Origin of the sequence: Bordetella petrii, from assembly GCF_020991325.1 — a bacterium.
GTDB classification, from domain to species: Bacteria; Pseudomonadota; Gammaproteobacteria; order Burkholderiales; family Burkholderiaceae_B; genus Bordetella_A; species Bordetella_A petrii_E.
Genome location: NZ_JAJMLX010000001.1, coordinates 1 through 17,814, shown reverse-complemented (window position 1 = coordinate 17,814; position 17,814 = coordinate 1). Strand labels below are relative to the sequence as shown.

Sequence of the window (17,814 nt, the reverse complement as noted above, 5' to 3'; positions counted from 1 at the left end):
CGCTCGCCTGGGGCCAAGGGGGCACCGGTAGTCAGTCGCCCACACTGAGGGATACCCCTGCCGCGATGGAAAATGGGGCCAGCGTAAGCGCCAGCACCGCCAGCGACGCCAGCCACAGCAAATGAGCAGCGGCGGGCAAGCCTTGCTGGGCGGCCTGCACGGCGCCGCCGCCCAGTATGAGCACAGGGATGTACAGCGGCAGGATCAGCAGGGCCAGCAACAGGCCGCTGCGCCGCAGGCCGACAGTCAGCGAAGCGCCTACCGCGCCCAGCAGGCTCAGCACCGGGGTGCCCAACAGCAGCGACAGCATCAGTACCGGAACGCAATGCGCCGGCAGGCCCAGCACCAGCGCCAGCACGGGTGCCATGGCAACTAGCGCCAGCCCGCTGCATGCCCAGTGTGCCAGCACTTTGGCCAAGGCCAGCACTGCAAGGGGGTGGGGGGAAAGCAGCCATTGTTCCAGGGACCCATCTTCCAGGTCGCTGCGGAACAGGCCGTCGAGGGAGAGCAGCACCGCCAGCAGGGCTGCCACCCAGACCAGGCCCGGCGCGACGCTTTGCAGCAATTGCGACTGCGGGCCCACAGCCAGCGGAAACAAGGCAATGACCAGGCAGAAGAACAGCAGGGGGGTGGCAAGTTCCGCAGGACGGCGGCATAGCAATTTCAACTCACGAATGAGCAACAGGATAAGCACCTTGATCATGGCAAGCACTGTCCCAGATCAAGTTCGCGATACTCTGATGCACGGAGCAGTATCTTGTGATGGCTCGTTAGCACCACGGCCCCCCCGTGCGCGCAATGGCGGGCCAGATGGTGTTCCAGATCGTTGATGCCCTGCTGGTCCAGTGCCGTATAGGGTTCGTCCAGTATCCACAACAGGGGCGTGCCCGGCAGGTGCAGGCGGGCCAGCGCCACCCGCCGCTGCTGGCCGGCCGACAGTGCATGGCAGGGCACATCTTCGGTGCCGCGCAGGCCAACCGCCGCCAGCGCCCGCCGCACGCAGGCGTCGGATACCGGCGTGTGCAGGGTACCCAGCCAGGACAGGTTCTCGAAGGGAGTCAGCAGGTTTTTGATGCCGGGCGCATGGCCTATCCATAGGGGAGGCCGGGATGCGCCGGGCGAGGGCGGGGGATACCGCTCGACGCGCCCCTGCGTGGGTTGCGCCAACCCCGCCAGCAGGCGCAGCAGGCTGGTCTTGCCGCAACCATTGGGCCCCTTGACATGCAGCATGCCGCCGGCGCCCAACGAAAAATACAACTGGCGGAACAGTGTGCGTTCGTCGCGCTCGCACCCCAGCGCCACCGTCCGCAGCAGCGGCGGGGCTGGGAAGCCATGCGCCAGCAGCGCGCAGGAAGTGTCAGTCATGGTGCCGGATCAGTGCGAGGTACCCTCGGCGTACTCGATCTTGTTGCCCACGTTGTACTTGCCTGAGGGCTTGTTCATGGGAATGCGCTTGATCTCTTGCAGCGTGTTGCTGTCGTAGACGATCAGCGCGCCGTCGGTGTCCCAGACGCTCAGCAGCAGGTGTCGGCCGTCGCGCGTGAACTCGACATGGGCCGCGTTCTTGCCTGGCATGGGGCGCAGCGTATGGGCAATTTCCAGTGTCTGCTTGTCGATCAGGTGTACGGCGTCGTTGTTCGGCCCGAAGAACACATCTGTCCAGGCATAGCGGGAATGCCGATGGCTGCGCATGAAGAACCCCGGGCCTTCGGTGGCGATTTCTTTGATGGGGCGCCAAGTGTGCACGTCCAGCACGGATATCAACCCCTGGCTGATGTTGGGTGTAGCGAATACCCAATGGCGTCCGCGTTTCCAGTAAATACCTGACCCCAGGTGCGGCATGCCCGGCAGGGCAATATCACGGATAGACACACCCTGGTCCAGATCGATGACCTGGCCGCCCTGCGCCTTGCGGGATGTGGCCAGCAAATAGCGGTGGTCTGGCGTGAAGGAGAAATCGTCGAGCAGGTCGGTGGCCGGGATGACCCGGGGTACGAAATCGGGCTGGCCTTGGTAGGAAAATTCCCAGACTTCGGGTACGTCTTTCAACGCCACGATGAAGCTGTGGCGGGATGGCGCGGTATAGACTGCGCTGACGCGCGAAGGCGACCCCTGTGCCCTGGGCGTGCGGATGGTGCCCACCAGCGTAAGGTCGCGCGCGTTCAGCAGCACCAGCCCACCGGGCAAGTAGTTGCCCACCATGACCCACCGGCCATCGCCGCTGACCGCGAGGTTGCGGGTGTTCAGGCCCGCGCGGATCTCGGCCACCATGGTCAGGTTGTGCAGGTCGTAAAGGCTTACCCAGCCATCGCGCGATGCAAAGTATACGAACCGCCCGTCGGGCGAGAACTTCGGCCCGCCATGCAGGGCGAAATGCGAGGGAAAGCGTGCCAGCTGGGTGAACCTGTCACCGTCCAGGATGACGACGTGATGATTGCCCGCCTCGACCACCACGAACAGGTTGAGCGGATCGGCGCCGTGCTGGGGGGTGGCCGGCAAGCGGGTCAGGTTCGCCAGTTGCCGGTGACTGGCGCGGATGTCGTCTTCGGCCCATGTTGGTGGAACGGTTGGTGGCTGATACAGGAAATCGAGCAGCGCGTCGATCTGTGGTTCGTCCAGTGTGCCGGAAAAGCCCGCCATCTGGGTGGCGGGGCGGCCCTGGCTGATGGCTTCACGGACCTCCGCGCGCTTGATGCGGGCCAGGCTTTCCGGCAACAGGGCAGGGCCGGTTCCACCCAGGCGGCCTGCACCATGGCAGCTTTGGCAATGCTGTTCGTACAGCTGCTGCGTGGAGTTCGCGGCGGAGGCCCCGGCGGACAGCAACAGGGCCAGAGCGCACCACCAGGCCGTCAGCCGCATAATTGCTCCCGGGGCGCAGGCTCGGCCATGGGTATGCGGCCGGCGTGGAACCTGGCGGGATGCTCGGCTACGCGGTCGTCCAGCAGGCCGACCACCCTGCCGATGACGATCAGCGTGGGGACGCCCTGATGGTGCTGGCGGACCAGGCCTTCCAGACCGGAAAGTGTTGATCGGACAATGTATTGGTCGTGTCGCGTGCCGTTGCCCACCAGCATGGCCGGGGTGTCGGGGGGCAGTCCGGCAGATATCAGGTTGCTGGATATTTCCTCCAGGCTGGCCTGCCCCATGTAGAACACCAGGGTACAGCCGGGGTCGGCCATGGTGTGCCAAGGCAGGTCGAGCGCGCCATTGTGCTGCAGATGACCGGTAATGAACCGGCATGAGTGAGCCAGGTCGCGGTGGGTGAGGGGGATGCCGGCGTAGGCGGTGCAGCCGGACGCCGCCGTGATGCCCGGCGCCACCTGGCAGTCGACACCATGGTGAAGCAGGAACTCGAGCTCTTCGCCGCCGCGCCCGAAAATGAACGGGTCGCCACCTTTCAGGCGGGCCACGCGCATGCCTTGCCGGGCCAGCAGTAATAGCAGCTGATTGATTTCGTCCTGCGGCAGGCTGTGGCGTCCGCTGGACTTGCCAACGTAATACTGGCGGCACGCAGTGGGGAGAAGGTCCAGTAGAGACGGGCTGACGAGCCTGTCGTAGACCAACGCGTCGGCTTGCAGCAACAGGCTCCAGGCTGCCACGGTAAGCAGGCCGGGGTCGCCCGGCCCCGCGCCGATCAGGGCGACTTCGCCTGGCCGGAAAAGGCGCCGCAGCCTGGCGGGCAGTGTGATGGGTTGGTTTAGAGAGTGATCAGGCAGGTTCATGGTCGGGGGAGCATTCGGCTCCTGCTTCGGGGAGGCTGCGCAGGGGCAGCGCGGGGGTAGAGAACTGCCGCGGCGGCCGGCTGATTTCTTCGTCAGTCAGATAGCAGCCTGGATCTTCGCCCCAAAGATCGCCCCGTGCCCAGGCGCGTGTGCGCGTGTTGCCGTTGCAGATGGACAGCCACCGACAGGAGGCGCAGCGCCCGCCAATGGCTCGAGGGTGGTGGCGCAATTGCGCCAGCAAGGGTTGGGGCTGGTCGAACCAGATGTCGCGAAATGCCTGGCGTCGCACATTTCCGACCTGGTGCTGCCACCAATAGGTGTCGGGATGCACGTCGCCTGTGTTGTCGACATTGGCGATGCCGTCGCCCGACGAATTTCCGCCCCAGTCGCGCAACAGGTATTCGAGCTTTTTTCCATGCTGCGGCATGTGGCGGCGCACCCATTGCAGCAGCAGAATGGCGTCGGCATCGTTGTTGCCCGTGACGAAATCGGTGTCCAGCCCGGCGCCGATATCGGCCCAGGCGCGCTCGAACAGCTGAAGCACGGCATCACGCGTCATGGAGTGGTGCGCATCGAACCTGCTGCTGCGCTTGCCGCGGCCGCTGTAGTTCAGGTGGGAAAGGTAGAACTTCTGCACCCCGTGATGACGCATCAAGGCCAGAATGGCCGGCAGCTGCGAGGCATTCTGCTGCGTGAGCGTGGTGCGCAACCCCACGCGGATGCCCTGCCGTTGGCACAGGTCGACCGCGTGCAGCGCAGCCGCGTAGCTGCCCGGTTTCTGGCGCCAGGTATCGTGCACTTCCCGCATGCCGTCGATACTGATGCCCACATAATCGAATTCGGCGGCGGCGATGTGGTCGATATTGTGTTCGGTAATGAGGGTGCCGTTGGTGGAAAGCGCGACGTAGAAGCCTTGTTGCCGCGCGTAGCCCGCCAGTTGGAAGATGTCGGGCCGCAGCAGCGGTTCGCCGCCCGACAGGATCAGTACGCGTACACCGGCGGCGTGCAGGTCGTCGATGACGCGCAAGGCTTCGGTAGTGCTGAGTTCGTCGCGGAAGGTGCTGTCGGCCGAGGTGGCATAGCAATGCTTGCAGGTGAGGTTGCAGCGCCGCAGCAGGTTCCAGATCACCACGGGCGGGCGCTGACTTGAAGTGCCGCGGGCCCTGGGAACTGGTGCGCTATCCGATTGGACCAGGGCGCGCAGGTAATGGCTGATTCTCAACATGGGGTTCTCTCGGCGTAACCCGCCGGCAATCGGCCCGGCGGGAGCATGACCGCCAGCATTCCCGAGGCTGGCCGCGCACGCCTTGACGGCAAACAATAAGATTTGATGAAGCGCAGTGTTACCGGGATGGCGGCAAGCGCAGGCCGGTTTTCTTCAGGATGCGCGTGCTGATGAGCATGTCGTCGGCCAACGACCAACGTCCCAGTACAAGGCGAATCTGTGCGCGGTAGCGTTCGATTTCTTCGGCGTGGCGGCCGTGGATCATGGCAAACAGGTTGTAGCGCCAGCGCCGCCTGCGGGGCCGGCGGTAGCAATGGCTGACGAACGGCAGCGCGCCCACCAGCGGGCCGAGCGCATCGATCTTGTCGTCATCGACATCCCATACCGTCATGCCGTTGTGCTGATAGCCTAGCCGATAATGATTGGGCACGGCCGCCACGCGGCGGATAACGCCTTGGCTCTGCAGGCGTTGCAACAAGGCCAGGGCGGCGCCCGGGCTCAGGCCGAGCTGGTCGCCCACCCAGGCCCAGGGGTCGGCCACCAGGGGAAGGCCGGCTTCGGTCAGGCGGATCAGCCTGTCGGCCAACAGCGCGTCAGACGGCGAAATGGAGTCCGACATGGTAAGTCCGTTCTCTGGGCAGGTTGAGGACAGCCAGCCCGGTGAGCTGTTCGATGTGTTCGATGGCCACGGCTACTTTGCGTGGTGACGTGCATGCCAGCACGAACCACATGTTCCAGGTGTGATTGCGTTCGTAGTTGTGAGCCACTTCGGGCATGGCGGCGAGTATGCCGGCCACCTGCTCGATACGCGCGTGCGGTACGCACAGCGCCGCCAGGGTAAAGGATCCGCCCAGTGGCTCTACGTCGAACATGGGGCCGAAGCGCGTCAGGGTGCCGTCTTCCAGCCATGCCCGAACCCGCCTGCGCAGCTCGCGTGGCGAGGCGTGCAGTTGCGCCGCCAGGGTTTCCCATGGCCGGGGCTCCAGCGGCAGGCCATGCTGCAGCAAGTTCAGCAAGCGACGGTCGAGCTCATCCATGTGGGCTTCCCTGGGTATAGCGGCCGCCGCATTGCTTGAATGCATGCGTGCTGAACAGCAATTGGTGGGGCAGATGCGCGAGTTCAAGTTCGCGCAGCAGCGTTTCCGCCCGCAGGCGCACCGCGTCGCGCTGGCGGCCGTGCATCATGCAGAACAGGTTGTAAGGCCAATGCGGGGGGCGCCGCGGCCGCTGGTAGCAGAGGCTGATCCCTTGCGACTGCCCCAGCTGCCGGCCGGCCAGGTCCACCTGGACATCGGGCACGTCCAGCACCAGCATGGCATTGGCCTGGTACCCCAAGGCCCGATGATTGAGCACCAACCCAATGCGGCGGAACAGGTTTTCGCGATTCCAGCGCTGCATCTGCGCCAGCACGACTTCCTGGTGGACGCCGATTTGCCGTGCCAGTAGCGCGTAGGGCTGTTCGGCCAGAGGCAGGCCGCTTTCGAGCAGGCGGCGCAGGTGCAGCGCCTGGGATGGCGACAGCCCGCGGCTTGTGCTCATGTTGACTCCAGGGGAAAGCCCAGGTCGATGCGATAGCCGCGCACCATGGGAAGATCCAGGGGATCCAGGCCCGTATGGGCGACGATCTCGGCCAGGATGTCGTCGATGCGGCTGCGATGCGCGGCCGTCAGCACAAACCACAGGTTGTAGGGGTGATCACGCAGATAATTGTGATTGACCTCGGGGTACTGGCTGATGTGCAGCGCAACCGAATCGATCCGGTGCGCGGGCACCGACAGGGCCGCCAGGGTGCTGGCACCCGCGAGGCGGTGCTCGAACACGGGGCCGATGCGCCCCAATATGCCGGTTTCATGCATGTGCCGCAGGCAGTCCAGCAGTTCGTGCTCTTGGCAGCCCAGCGTGCGCGCCATGACCTGGTAAGGCCGTGCGCAGATGGGCATGCCGTGCTGATAGGTATTCGCCACCCGCAAGGCCAGGGGATTCAGGTCAGAGTCCGGTGGCATGGGCCCTGCTGCTGAAGAATATGCCGCTGGGGCTGCTGGCGGGCAGGCTGCCGATGCGTTGCAGGCGATAGGGATTCCAGACCTGGATTTCGCCGCCGTCGCGTACCGACAGCCACAATTGGTCGCCGCGCGAGGTGAATTCCATGTGCAGCACCGCGGGCCCCGGTTCAAGGGTGGCGACGACTTGCAGGGTTTCGGTGTCGATGACCTGTACCAACTGGTTGTCGGGGTAGGCGAAGTTCACCCACACCTGTCGGCCATCGGGGCGTGCCATGACGAACACCGGCTGCCCGGCGACATTGATGGCCCCTGTCTGTTGCCAGGTTCCGGTGGACATCACAAGCACCTGGTGGCGGCCTACCGCGGGCACGAAAGTCTGGGTGCCGGCAACGGCCCAGCCTTCCAGATGCGGCATCTTGTACACCGGCAGTTTGCGCTCACCCCGGCCATAATGTTGCAACACCCGTTGCACACCGCGTTCGGGGTGCCAAAGGTCGAGGCGCGCCATGCCGTCTTCGCCGAACAGACCGGCCAGGTAGTAGCGCCCGTCGGGGGTAAGCAGGGCATCGTAGGGCTGAATGCCTATGTCCGTATGGCGGCTGACAAAGGGGGTGTTGCCCTGGCTGAAGTCGGCCACCCAGATTTCGCCGGTGTCGAACAGGCTGTATACGAAGCGCCGGCCCGGTGCATCGACCACTCCGACGACGCGCGAGCGGCGGCCGGTGGGCAGCGGCGTGGCGGGAATGTCGGCCACTTGCTCCAGGGTGGCGGCATCGAACACCTTGATGCCACCGGGATCATAGTTGCCCACTGCGATCAACGTGCCGTCCTGGCTGATGGCGCCGCCGATGCTGTTGCCGCCCTGCATGATGCGCTTGGCTACGCGGCGCGCCAGTAGATCGACTTTGGTCAGGCCCCCGTCGCGCCCGAAGACATAGGCATGGCGCTGGTCGCGCGAGAACACCACCGATGCGTGCGACAAATCGCCCAGCCCATGCACACGGCCCAGGCTGGTGCGGCCAGTGCTTTCAATGATCTGTATGCTGCCGGCATCGCGTTCGATCACGAGGCCGAGGTCTCCGGTGCCGCGCATGGGCAACGGAGTGCAGCCGAGCAGCGCCAGGCAAGTCAGGCAGGCCAGCAGGGTACGCATCATGGAGGGAATCCTTGCAGTAGCCGGTCGGCCAGCCAGGCGATGTCTTGCGGGCTGAGCAATGCTTCCCAGCCGGGCATGGCTGTGCCCGGCCGCCCCAGCGCAATGGTGGATATCAGCAGTTCGCGCGGCCGGGTGGCCAGGGCCTGGCGTGTCAGGGGCGGCCCCAGGCCGCCCGTCATGCGCAGACCGTGGCAAGAGCCGCAGTCTTGCCGCAGCAGGTGGTCGAGCTGAGCCTGCCGCCTGGGGGTAGGGTCGGCCTGCGCGGACGGCGCGCCTGGGCCCGCCGCCAACAGCCCGGCCAGTACGATGCCTTGCCAGATGCCTGCCATGTTTGCCCCGGTGTGCTCTGGCCGGGCCTACTGGCGGGCCGCGGTAATGTCGGCAACCGTGTCTATGCCCAACTGGTAGCCCAGCGAAACATGGTGGTAGCGGCCTGTAGCGTGGTCATCGTGGATAGCCAGGCCAAAGGGGTAGGTGTGGCCGGATTCCAGGGTGACGTCTCCGCTGCCACCTTGCAGCTTGCGGGTGAAATCGACTGTCCAGGTGTCGCCGTCGCGCTTGCCGCTTGCGCCCAGCAGTGCCGTACCGCCCTCCATGACGCGCTGGTCGGCCACGTAGCCGTCATAGGCGTTGCCGCTACCGCTGCGCCACTGGTTCAAGTCGTAGAAGACGCCTTGATCCAGCGAGCCGTTCTTGACGTACTTGGTTTTGTTGGCGTCGGCACCCGGCATGGTGCGTGCGTCGCCATGGCAGGCTCCCCAGCAGCCGCCCGGCTGGGCCAGTTCAACCTTGCCTCCGGCTTCCAGCATGTAGGCGATCTTGACGGGGTTGTCGGCGTCCATTTTTGGCGCCCCCGAGGCCTTGGGTTGTGTCCAACTGAAGCGCAGGTACAGGTTTTCTGTGTCGTGCGCCGCCTGTACTTTGACGGTGATGGCCGGGGCCTTTCCCGATATGGGCGCCGGCTCGAGCTTCTTTCCGCTGGCGATCAACTGGCCCATGTTGGCGACTTCTTCAGAGTGGCAATCGGCGCAGGTTTCGCCCTTTTTCAAGGCCCGGGCGCCGCCATGCTCGGTGCCCTTGGTGATCCATTCAACGGGAGAAACTCCGGGGTAGAACAGAACCAGGTCGACAGCCTTGACCTTGTTCCAGTCGGCGGGTGGCGCCGCATGGACGGCAGCGGCCGACAGGGTGAATAAGATACTGGCGACGCCAGCCAACTGGGTTTTCTTCATGCCGGATTCCTTTCTTTGGGATGGTGCGAGCGGCGGGGCGGCTATTCGTCGTCGTCGGTCATGCCTTCGGGCTTGTGGTGGGCAATGCCCTTGTGGCAATCGATGCAGGTCATGCCGTCTTCGGTTGCCATTTGGTGCTGCTTGCGGGCTCGTTGTTTCTGCAGTTCCGGATTCATGCTTTCCAGGCCATGGCAGTTGCGGCATTCGCGGGAATCGGACGCCTTCATGCGCTGCCATTCATGGCGGGCCAGCTCCAGGCGCTTGGCCTCGAACTTCTCGCGGGTATCGATGGTTCCTGCCAGTTTTCCCCAGAGCTCTTTCGACGCCTGGACCTTGCGGATCATTTTGTAAGTCCAGTCTTTGGGAACGTGGCAGTCGGGGCAGGTGGCCCTGACACCGGTGCGGTTGCTGTAATGAACGGTTTCCTTGTATTCGGGATAGACGTTGTCGCGCATTTCATGGCACGAAATACAGAAAGCCTCGGTGTTGGTGGCCTCAAGCGCGGTATTGAAACCACCCCAGAAGAATATGCCCAGGGCGATGCCGGCAAGCAGCAACCCGCCCAGCGAGATGCTTGCGCTGGGGCGGCGCAACCAGGCCCAGATACCCTTCTTGCCATGGTGTAGTGTCATGATTCAAATGGGCGGTTCCCGTGGGAACCGCCTTCCGGTGATGAGGAGTAGGGCTCAGTAAACGTCGTGCATGGTGTTGTAGACGTTGAACTTGCCGGTGGGTGTGACCACAGCCGGATCGGTAATGACGCGCTTGAGCTTCAGGGTCTTGTCGTCGTAGATCACGATGGCGGATTGGTCTGTCTTGCCGCCCCACAACGAGATCCAGACCTCATCGCCAGCGTGGTTGTATTCCGGCTGCACGGCCCGGCGTATGGCTTTGCCTTGCGGCAGGCCGGAGTCTTTGGCGACGTCGAGCCGGGTTGGAGGCTTGGCCAGGTCGTCCAGCTGGAACACGTAAACCGACTCGGCGATTTCACGCTCGGGGTTCATGGGGGCGTCGGCCCAGAAGTGTTTGGACTTGGGGTGAGTTTTGACGAACAGGTTGCCCGCGCCCGGCATCTTGAGTTCTTGAACCACCTTCCAGTTGTGTTGCTTGTACTGGGCGTTTCCGGGTTTGTCGGATGCGGTGGAAATCAGGGAAACCACGTCGTCGCCCAAGTGGCCGGTTGCCCAGACCGGGCCGAACTGCTTGTGCTGGAAGTTGGCGCCGCGCCCCGGATGGGGAATCTTGGCGGTGTCGACCAGCGCGGCCAGCTTGCCCGTCTTGGTGTCCACCGCGGCGACCTTGTTGGACGCGTTGGCGGCAACCATGAAATAGCGTCCCGAGGCATCCCAGCCGCCATCGTGCAGGAACTTGGCGGATTCGATGGTGGTCGTTTTCAGGTTTTTAAGGTCGGAGTAGTCCACCAGCAGGATTTGGCCGGTTTCCTTCACGTTGACCACCCATTCGGGTTTCTGCAGCGAGGCCACGATGGAGGCCACGCGCGGTTCCGGATGGTATTCGCCATCGACTGTCTGGCCCCGCGTGGAGACGATCTTGATCGGTTCCAGGGTTTCGCCGTCCATGATGGAATACTGAGGAGGCCAGTAGGTGCCGCCGACCAGGTATTTGTCTTCGTAGCCCTTGAACTTGGACACGTCCACCGAGCGGGCGTCTGAGCCCAGGCGCACGGTGGCTACGGTGGTGGGTTCTTCGAACCACATGTCGATGACAGTGGTCAGGCCGTCGCGCCCCACGGTGTATACATACCGGCCCGAGGCCGACAGGCGCGAGATATGCACCGCATAGCCGGTGTCGAGGATTTTCCAGATCTTGTGGGTGTCGCCGTCTACCAGGGCCAGCTTGCCTGCGTCGCGCAGCGTGATGGCGAACACATTCTTCAGGTTGATTTTGTTTAGTTGCTTGGTTGGCCGATCGGCAACCGGAACGATGAGTTTCCAGCTGTCTTTCATGTCTTGCAGCGAGAACTCGGGCGGCACGTCGGGGGTTTGCTGGATATAGCGCGCCATCAGGTTGATTTCGGCGTCGCTGAGGATGTCGTCGTAGTTGACCATGCCGCCCTCGGTACCGTAGGCGATGATGTTTTCCAGCCGCTTGGTACCCAACTGCAGCGTGCCGCCTTCGAGCTTGGCGCCGTCGGCCTGGGTGCGCGTCCAGTGCGGCTCGAGGTTCTTGCCTGTGGCCCCCTTGCGCAGCACGCCGTGACAGCCGGCGCAGCGTTCGAAGTAGATCTGCTTGGCCGTGTCTCTTTCGGCGTCGGTCATGGCGGGCGCGCCGGGCTGGGCGCTTGCCACGCCGGCCAGCCATAGGCTGGCCGTCAGGCTTGCCAGCAGGGTTTTTTGAAGACTGCTCATGGACTTCTCCTTAGGTATCGCATGCCGCGATTCCGGTTCAAGGCACTGGGACGATTGCGCAACTGCACTCTGTGGCCGGATGCTACTGAAAGGCCCCTGCGGTTGTGCTTGACTGCGGTCAATCGCGATGTTGCAACGTTGATCGCGGTCAAGCGTAAGGGGCGGATCGCCTTGAGGAGCCCGGATGCTTGCAGGTAACGTGCCCGGGTCTTCTCGATGAAAAGGAACCGTCATGACTGCAGGCGCGGCGATCAAGGCACCGGTCGATGCCTCGAATGCGCCCTATTACCACCCATCGGACAACGAAGTGCCGCTGTTCGAACAGGCTTGGCGGTACGGGATGCCGGTGCTTATCAAGGGGCCTACCGGCTGCGGCAAGACCCGTTTCGTGCAGTACATGGCCCACAGGCTGGGCCTGCCGCTGTACACCGTGGCCTGCCATGACGACCTCAGCGCCACCGACTTGGTGGGACGGCACTTGTTAGGCGAGGCGGGCACATGGTGGCAGGACGGGCCGCTGACGCGGGCGGTGCGCGAAGGCGGCATTTGCTACCTGGATGAGATTGTCGAGGCAAGGCAGGACACCGCCGTGGTATTGCACCCGCTGGCGGACGACAGGCGCGAACTTTATATCGAACGCACCGGCGAAACCCTGCGCGCGCCGCCGGGTTTCATGCTGGTGGTGTCATACAACCCGGGCTACCAGAACCTGCTCAAGGGGATGAAACCCAGCACGCGCCAACGTTTCGTGGCATTACGCTTTGCGTACCCGTCCACCGAACAAGAGTGCCGCATCGTAGCCGCCGAGGCGAAAGTCGACGCCGGCCTCGCGGCCCGCGTGGTGGCGCTGGGCCAGGGATTGCGGCGCCTGGAGAATCACGATCTCGAAGAGGTGGCATCCACACGGCTGCTGATCTTCGCGGCACGCATGATGGCTGGCGGCATGTCGCCGCGGCAGGCGTGCCTGGCCTGCCTGGCCGAGCCCCTTACCGATGACCCGCAAACCGTGGGTGCCCTGATGGACGTGGTGGATGTCCATTTCGGGTAAGGCGGCGATACCTGCCAGCCGGCGCCTGCCAGGCGACTTGGCGATGTGGTTCTTTATCCTGGCCGAGCTCACCGTGTTCGGCATCCTGATCCTGGCCTTCGCCGTGGCCCAGGCCATGCAGCCAGCCGTGTTCCGCGCGGGCCGCCGGCTGCTGGACACATCATTGGGTTGGACGCTGACACTAAGCCTGCTGACGGCTGGCCTGTTCGCCGCGCTGGCATTGGCGCGCACCCGTCAGGGGCGTTCCGGCACGGCCAGGCTATTGGGTGCGGCGCTGGCGGCCGCCGGCGGCTATGTGGTGTTGAAGTTTGGCGAATATGCCCACCTGGCGCGATCGGGCCTGGGCCTGGAGCGCGACACGTTCTTCACGCTTTACTGGATCCTGACGGGCTTCCACTTCCTGCACGTGCTGCTGGGCATGGTGATACTGGGCTGGATGGCCTGGCGCAGCCGGCAGGGCTGCTACGGGCCTGCACAGCATGCGGGCATGGAGTCCGGCACTTTGTACTGGCACATGGTGGACCTGGTGTGGGTGGTGCTGTTCCCTCTGGTGTATTTGCTGGACTGAGGCTGCTGCCATGACACGATTGTTCTGGTGCTGGGTGGGCCTGGTTCTGCTGACGGCGGCTACCGTGGCGGTGGCGGGCGGCGCCGGGGGTGAACCGGCGCGTGCGGTCATCGCCGTGCTGGCCGTGGTGAAAGCGTGGCTGATCATCGACGGGTTCATGGAGTTGCGGCACGCGCCACGCGGGTGGTACCTGTTGCTGCTGGCCTGGCCTGTTGCGATAGCCCTGGGGATAGGGTTGGCGGCCGCGCTTGGGCCCTAGCGAGTTTGCGCGGCGGCATGTCCGGGCCAACATTTTTCCTGAATTGATTGCAGTCAAGCTGGTCTGGCGAAGTCGGTTCCTAGAATGGTGCCCACCTATAGCCACAGGGGCGATCATGCCGGAAACCTTTACCAAAGGCATGGCCAGGAACATCTATTTCGGGGGAAGTGTTTTCTTCATCCTGATATTCCTGGCTCTTACCTTCCACACCGAAAAACACTTCCCGGAAAGTACCAACGAATCCGAAATGACCCAGGCCGTCGTGCGCGGCAAGCTGGTCTGGGAACAGAACAACTGCGTGGGCTGCCACACCCTGCTGGGCGAGGGGGCTTATTTTGCGCCCGAGCTGGGCAACGTGTACGAGCGCCGCGGCGGCGAACAAGATTTCAAGTCGTTCCTGCGCGCCTGGATGAGCGCCCAACCCCTCGGGGTGCCGGGTCGCCGCACCATGCCTCAATTCCACCTTTCCGACCAGGAAGTGGACGACATGGCCGAGTTCCTGGAATGGACTTCCAAGATCAACAACTACAACTGGCCTCCCAACCGCGAGGGCTGATCCATGACTACCCCCAATCCGCATTTGAAGTTTGCTTCCCAGGCCGTTGCGAAGCCGTACTTCGTGTTTGCCTTGATTCTTTTCGTGGGGCAGGTGCTGTTCGGGCTCATCATGGGCTTGCAGTACGTGGTGGGAGACTTCCTGTTCCCCCTGATCCCGTTCAACGTGGCCCGCATGGTCCATACCAACCTGCTCATCGTCTGGCTGTTGTTCGGGTTCATGGGCGCCGCGTACTACCTGATACCCGAAGAGGCCGAACGCGAACTGCACAGCCCCAGGCTGGCATTGGTCTTGTTCTGGGTGTTCGCCATAGCCGGCGTACTGACCATCCTGGGCTACCTGCTGGTGCCTTACGCCGGGTTGGCGGCCCTGACGCACAACGATGTCCTGCCCACCATGGGACGCGAATTCCTGGAACAGCCCACCATCACCAAGGCCGGTATTGTCGTGGTGGCACTGGGCTTCCTGTATAACATCGGCATGACCCTGCTCAAGGGTCGTAAAACCGCGGTCAGCATGGTGATGATGACAGGCCTCATCGGCCTGGCGGTGCTGTTCCTGTTCTCGTTCTACAACCCCGAAAACCTTGCTCGCGACAAGTATTACTGGTGGTGGGTGGTTCACCTGTGGGTCGAAGGCGTGTGGGAACTCATCATGGGGTCCATCCTGGCTTTCGTGCTCATCAAGATCACCGGCGTCGACCGCGAAGTCGTCGAGAAGTGGCTGTACGTCATCATCGGCATGGCGCTGATCACCGGTATCATCGGCACGGGGCACCACTATTTCTGGATAGGCGCGCCAGGGGTCTGGCTGTGGTTGGGGTCGATATTCTCGGCGCTGGAACCGTTGCCGTTCTTAGCCATGGTGCTGTTCGCCTGGAACATGGTGGGCAAGCGCCGCAGGCAGCACCCGAACCGCGCCGCTTCGTACTGGGCCATCGGCACCACGGTAACCGCGTTCCTGGGCGCGGGGGTGTGGGGTTTCATCCATACCCTGGCTCCTGTCAACTACTATACCCACGGCACCCAACTGACCGCCGCGCACGGCCACCTGGCGTTCTACGGCGCCTACGTCATGATCGTGCTGACCATCATCTCGTATGCCATGCCGCGCCTGCGCGGCCTGGGCGAAGCCCCCGGCGCGGCGGCGCAACGCATGGAACTCTGGGCCTTCTGGCTGATGACCATCTCCATGCTGGCCATTACCTTGCTGCTGACTGCGGCCGGCATGGTGCAGGTATGGCTGCAACGCCTGCCGGCGGATGCCGCCGCCATGTCGTTCATGAACACCATGGAACAACTGTCGGTGTTCTTCTGGCTGCGCCTGGGGGCTGGCGTGTTCTTCCTGATAGGCCTGGTCTGCTATCTGTTGAGCTTCCGGCAGCGTGGCCATTCTACGGGCCCGCACGCCGCAGCCCATTCGGCCTGAAGCGGGCGGCAATCCGCGCCTGTAGCGGCCCGGCATGTACTGCGGGCCGCTGCCGTTTGCGCGGCCTTACAAGGGTATCGACTTGGGATTCGAGGTAGAAGAGTGGGTCGGGGGCTGGTGGCACCGGTTCATCATGCGCCGGGCTCGCCTGGATTTTCCGGATGCGGGTGCGGCGCTGGAAGACTTGCGGCAATCGCTAGGTATCCTGTTTCGCGCCATGGGTGGCGATGGCGGCATCGCCCTGGAAACAACCGACAGCCGACGCCTGGTATTGCGCCGCAAGTTGTTGCAGCAGGTTGCGGGCGCGGGGCGGTATAGCCCGGTTGCCTGGCGTGACACCGATACCCTGCGCTTGCCCGAACGGCTGGCAGCGTATCCCCAACCGGCGCTGAATGCGGAACTGTATCGCTGGCTGGCCCTGCTGGCCGCCCATGCGGGCCCCATGCTGCATTGGGGACGCGACAACCAACGCTGGGTCGGCGTCTTGTTGCGGCGCTATCCGGCATTGCGCGGCAGGTATCGCCGGCTGGTCGACGCTCACCTGCCGTGGCGGCCCGATCCGGCCAGGCTGCGGCCCGCCGAAGCCGAGCTGGAGCGCGCTCTGCGGCAAGCGCTGCGCGAACCAGGCAGTGTCGCCGAGTTCCCACGTTGCGAATACGCGCCGTGTCCTGTCCCCTTGTGGCTGTATCCGGCCCGGCGTTTGGGGGCCGCGCAATGCGCCGAACCGGAAGATGACGCCGGTGTCGTCCCTGCCGCCCCGCAGCAACGGAAGGCGGGGCGCAAGCGGGCCTCGCGGGTGGCCGATTCCACCAGCAAGGGCGGGCTGTTGTTGATCCGCCTGGAGAACCTGTTCAGTTGGTCCGAGCACATCGACCTGGACCGGCAGGGCGACGATGGCGAGAACGCCGATGCCGCGCGGGCGGCGGACGACCTGGACGAACTGGCCATTTCGCGCAAGCGCATGCGCCAGGGCGGCGGGCTGAAGCTGGACCTGGACCTGCCGCCCGCCGAAGCCGACGACCTGCCCTTGGGTGAAACCCAGGCCTTGCCCGAATGGGATTACCGCCAACAACGGTTGCAGAACCATTTCGTGTGGGTACAGATGCTGGCCCCTCGACCCTCGGCCGCTCAGGGCCTGCCCTCGCGCCTGGCGCCGCTGGCCACGCGCCTGCGCCGCCAGTTCGAGCATCTGCGCAGCGAACGCCAGTGGCTGCGGCAGCAACCGGTGGGCAGCGAACTGGACATGCAGGCCTGGATAGATTTCCAGGCCGAGCGGCGCCATGGCCCTTGCGCCGAGCAGGGCTGGTTCATGGAACGCCGGCCCGCCCGCCGCGACCTTGCCTGCCTGCTGCTGGCCGACTTGTCCATGTCCACCGAGGCGCATCTGGACGACCAGTACCGGGTGATAGACGTCATTGGCGATAGCCTGATGCTGTTCGCCGAGGCGTTGTCGGCCGTGGGCGATCCTTTTGCGTTGTACGGGTTTTCGTCGCTGCGCCGACAGCAGGTGCGCGTGCTGGAAATCAAGAGCTTCCGGCAGCGCTACACAGACGAGGTGCGTGGAAGCCTGCAGGCCCTGCGCCCCGGCTATTACACGCGCATGGGGGCGGCGATCCGCCAGGCCGCGCGGATGCTGGACGGCCAGCCATGCCGCCGCAAGCTGCTGCTGCTGGTTACCGACGGCAAGCCGAATGATCTAGACCGCTACGAAGGCCGTTATGGCGTCGAAGATACACGCCAGGCGGTGATCGAGGCGCGCCGGCAGGGCTTGCTGCCGTTCTGCATCACCATAGACCGCGAGGCGGGCAGCTATTTGCCGTATATGTTCGGGGCGCATGGGTACACACTAATCCGCCAGCCACGGCAGTTGCCGCTGCGCCTGCCCCAGCTGTACCGCCAGCTTACGCAGCCTTGACCCCGCCATCGCGGGGCAGGTTGGTTTCAGGGCGGGCCTGCCCTAGGCCAGGCTGCGCGGCAGCCAGTAGATCATGGCCGCGCAAAACAGGGCCAGCGCCAGGCAGAACCACTGGAAACGCCGCAAGCGCCGCTTGCGGGCGCGCTCGGTGGCCGCGGGCAGCGGCATGCCGCAGTGCCCGCAGTGGGCGTGGCCAGCCGGCATGGTGTGTAAGCAGTACAAGCAATCGGGCATGGTGGTGGCTATTCGAATTGTTCCAGGCGCTGGACATTCAGCACGCAAACCCGGCTGCCTTGCTGGGTGATGACCCCTTCATCGACCAGGTGGCGGATG

The 17,814-nt window shown here is 64.2% G+C and carries 21 protein-coding genes; 6 read left to right on the top strand and 15 right to left on the bottom strand.

Annotated elements, in window-relative coordinates:
* Positions 1-31: 31 nt before the first annotated feature.
* The 14 genes from ccmB to LPZ50_RS00035 all read right to left on the bottom strand — a co-directional run bounded on the left by ccmB (position 32) and on the right by LPZ50_RS00035 (position 11,707).
* Positions 32-703 (bottom strand): heme exporter protein CcmB, encoded by a 672-nt coding sequence (ccmB, locus tag LPZ50_RS00100; protein ID WP_230656132.1) that lies wholly within the window; start codon positions 701-703, stop codon positions 32-34.
* Positions 700-1,365 (bottom strand): cytochrome c biogenesis heme-transporting ATPase CcmA, encoded by a 666-nt coding sequence (gene ccmA, locus LPZ50_RS00095; protein ID WP_230656129.1) that lies wholly within the window; start codon positions 1,363-1,365, stop codon positions 700-702. Before ccmA ends, ccmB begins: the two co-directional genes overlap by 4 nt.
* 9 nt (positions 1,366-1,374) lie before the next feature.
* Complete coding sequence (locus LPZ50_RS00090; RefSeq protein WP_230656126.1) at positions 1,375-2,859, bottom strand: cytochrome D1 domain-containing protein; 1,485 nt, start codon at positions 2,857-2,859, stop codon at positions 1,375-1,377.
* Complete coding sequence (gene cobA / locus LPZ50_RS00085; protein WP_230656123.1) at positions 2,850-3,722, bottom strand: uroporphyrinogen-III C-methyltransferase; 873 nt, start codon at positions 3,720-3,722, stop codon at positions 2,850-2,852. The genes LPZ50_RS00090 and cobA overlap by 10 nt, the downstream gene beginning before the upstream one ends.
* The gene (gene nirJ / locus LPZ50_RS00080; protein ID WP_230656120.1) at positions 3,709-4,947 is read right to left on the bottom strand and encodes a heme d1 biosynthesis radical SAM protein NirJ; all 1,239 of its coding nucleotides are present in this window, start codon (positions 4,945-4,947) and stop codon (positions 3,709-3,711) included. The genes cobA and nirJ overlap by 14 nt, the downstream gene beginning before the upstream one ends.
* Before the next feature lie 118 nt (positions 4,948-5,065).
* Positions 5,066-5,566, bottom strand: a complete 501-nt coding sequence (locus LPZ50_RS00075) for an Lrp/AsnC family transcriptional regulator (protein WP_230656117.1) — start codon at positions 5,564-5,566, stop codon at positions 5,066-5,068.
* Complete coding sequence (locus LPZ50_RS00070) at positions 5,541-5,984, bottom strand: Lrp/AsnC family transcriptional regulator (RefSeq protein ID WP_230656115.1); 444 nt, start codon at positions 5,982-5,984, stop codon at positions 5,541-5,543. The genes LPZ50_RS00075 and LPZ50_RS00070 overlap by 26 nt, the downstream gene beginning before the upstream one ends.
* Positions 5,977-6,486: an AsnC family protein gene (locus LPZ50_RS00065; RefSeq protein WP_230656112.1), complete on the bottom strand. Its 510-nt coding sequence runs from the start codon at positions 6,484-6,486 to the stop codon at positions 5,977-5,979. The genes LPZ50_RS00070 and LPZ50_RS00065 overlap by 8 nt, the downstream gene beginning before the upstream one ends.
* A complete protein-coding gene (locus LPZ50_RS00060; RefSeq protein ID WP_230656110.1) occupies positions 6,483-6,950 on the bottom strand; it encodes an Lrp/AsnC family transcriptional regulator in 468 nt (155 codons plus the stop codon). The genes LPZ50_RS00065 and LPZ50_RS00060 overlap by 4 nt, the downstream gene beginning before the upstream one ends.
* Positions 6,934-8,103 carry a cytochrome D1 domain-containing protein gene (locus tag LPZ50_RS00055; protein WP_230656272.1) on the bottom strand — a complete coding sequence of 390 codons (1,170 nt, stop codon included), beginning with the start codon at positions 8,101-8,103 and terminating at the stop codon, positions 6,934-6,936. Before LPZ50_RS00055 ends, LPZ50_RS00060 begins: the two co-directional genes overlap by 17 nt.
* On the bottom strand, positions 8,103-8,435 hold the full coding sequence (locus tag LPZ50_RS00050) for a c-type cytochrome (protein WP_230656107.1): 333 nt from the start codon (positions 8,433-8,435) through the stop codon (positions 8,103-8,105). Before LPZ50_RS00050 ends, LPZ50_RS00055 begins: the two co-directional genes overlap by 1 nt.
* Before the next feature lie 27 nt (positions 8,436-8,462).
* Complete coding sequence (locus tag LPZ50_RS00045; RefSeq protein WP_230656104.1) at positions 8,463-9,338, bottom strand: ethylbenzene dehydrogenase-related protein; 876 nt, start codon at positions 9,336-9,338, stop codon at positions 8,463-8,465.
* 41 nt (positions 9,339-9,379) lie between these two features.
* Positions 9,380-9,970, bottom strand: a complete 591-nt coding sequence (locus tag LPZ50_RS00040) for a NapC/NirT family cytochrome c (protein ID WP_230656101.1) — start codon at positions 9,968-9,970, stop codon at positions 9,380-9,382.
* A 54-nt stretch (positions 9,971-10,024) separates the two neighbouring features.
* A complete protein-coding gene (locus LPZ50_RS00035; protein ID WP_230656098.1) occupies positions 10,025-11,707 on the bottom strand; it encodes a cytochrome D1 domain-containing protein in 1,683 nt (560 codons plus the stop codon).
* Between the two features lie 232 nt (positions 11,708-11,939).
* On the opposite strand from LPZ50_RS00035, the gene LPZ50_RS00030 reads away from it, so the two are divergent.
* The 6 genes from LPZ50_RS00030 (at position 11,940) to LPZ50_RS00005 (ending at position 17,481) form a co-directional block, all read left to right on the top strand.
* On the top strand, positions 11,940-12,755 hold the full coding sequence (locus LPZ50_RS00030) for a CbbQ/NirQ/NorQ/GpvN family protein (protein ID WP_230656095.1): 816 nt from the start codon (positions 11,940-11,942) through the stop codon (positions 12,753-12,755).
* A 43-nt stretch (positions 12,756-12,798) separates the two neighbouring features.
* Positions 12,799-13,323: a cytochrome c oxidase subunit 3 gene (locus LPZ50_RS00025; RefSeq protein ID WP_230656092.1), complete on the top strand. Its 525-nt coding sequence runs from the start codon at positions 12,799-12,801 to the stop codon at positions 13,321-13,323.
* Positions 13,324-13,333: 10 nt separating this feature from the next.
* Complete coding sequence (locus LPZ50_RS00020) at positions 13,334-13,582, top strand: cytochrome C oxidase subunit IV family protein (protein ID WP_230656089.1); 249 nt, start codon at positions 13,334-13,336, stop codon at positions 13,580-13,582.
* A gap of 115 nt (positions 13,583-13,697) precedes the next feature.
* Positions 13,698-14,138, top strand: coding sequence for a c-type cytochrome (locus LPZ50_RS00015; RefSeq protein WP_230656086.1), 441 nt, complete (start codon positions 13,698-13,700; stop codon positions 14,136-14,138).
* Positions 14,139-14,141: 3 nt separating this feature from the next.
* Positions 14,142-15,566, top strand: coding sequence for a cbb3-type cytochrome c oxidase subunit I (locus LPZ50_RS00010; protein WP_230656083.1), 1,425 nt, complete (start codon positions 14,142-14,144; stop codon positions 15,564-15,566).
* 82 nt (positions 15,567-15,648) lie between these two features.
* Complete coding sequence (locus LPZ50_RS00005; protein WP_230656081.1) at positions 15,649-17,481, top strand: nitric oxide reductase activation protein NorD; 1,833 nt, start codon at positions 15,649-15,651, stop codon at positions 17,479-17,481.
* A gap of 42 nt (positions 17,482-17,523) precedes the next feature.
* Here LPZ50_RS00005 and LPZ50_RS25280 read toward each other — a convergent pair whose 3' ends face one another.
* The gene (locus LPZ50_RS25280) at positions 17,524-17,649 is read right to left on the bottom strand and encodes a hypothetical protein (RefSeq protein ID WP_268903107.1); all 126 of its coding nucleotides are present in this window, start codon (positions 17,647-17,649) and stop codon (positions 17,524-17,526) included.
* Between the last annotated feature and the right edge of the window lie 165 nt (positions 17,650-17,814).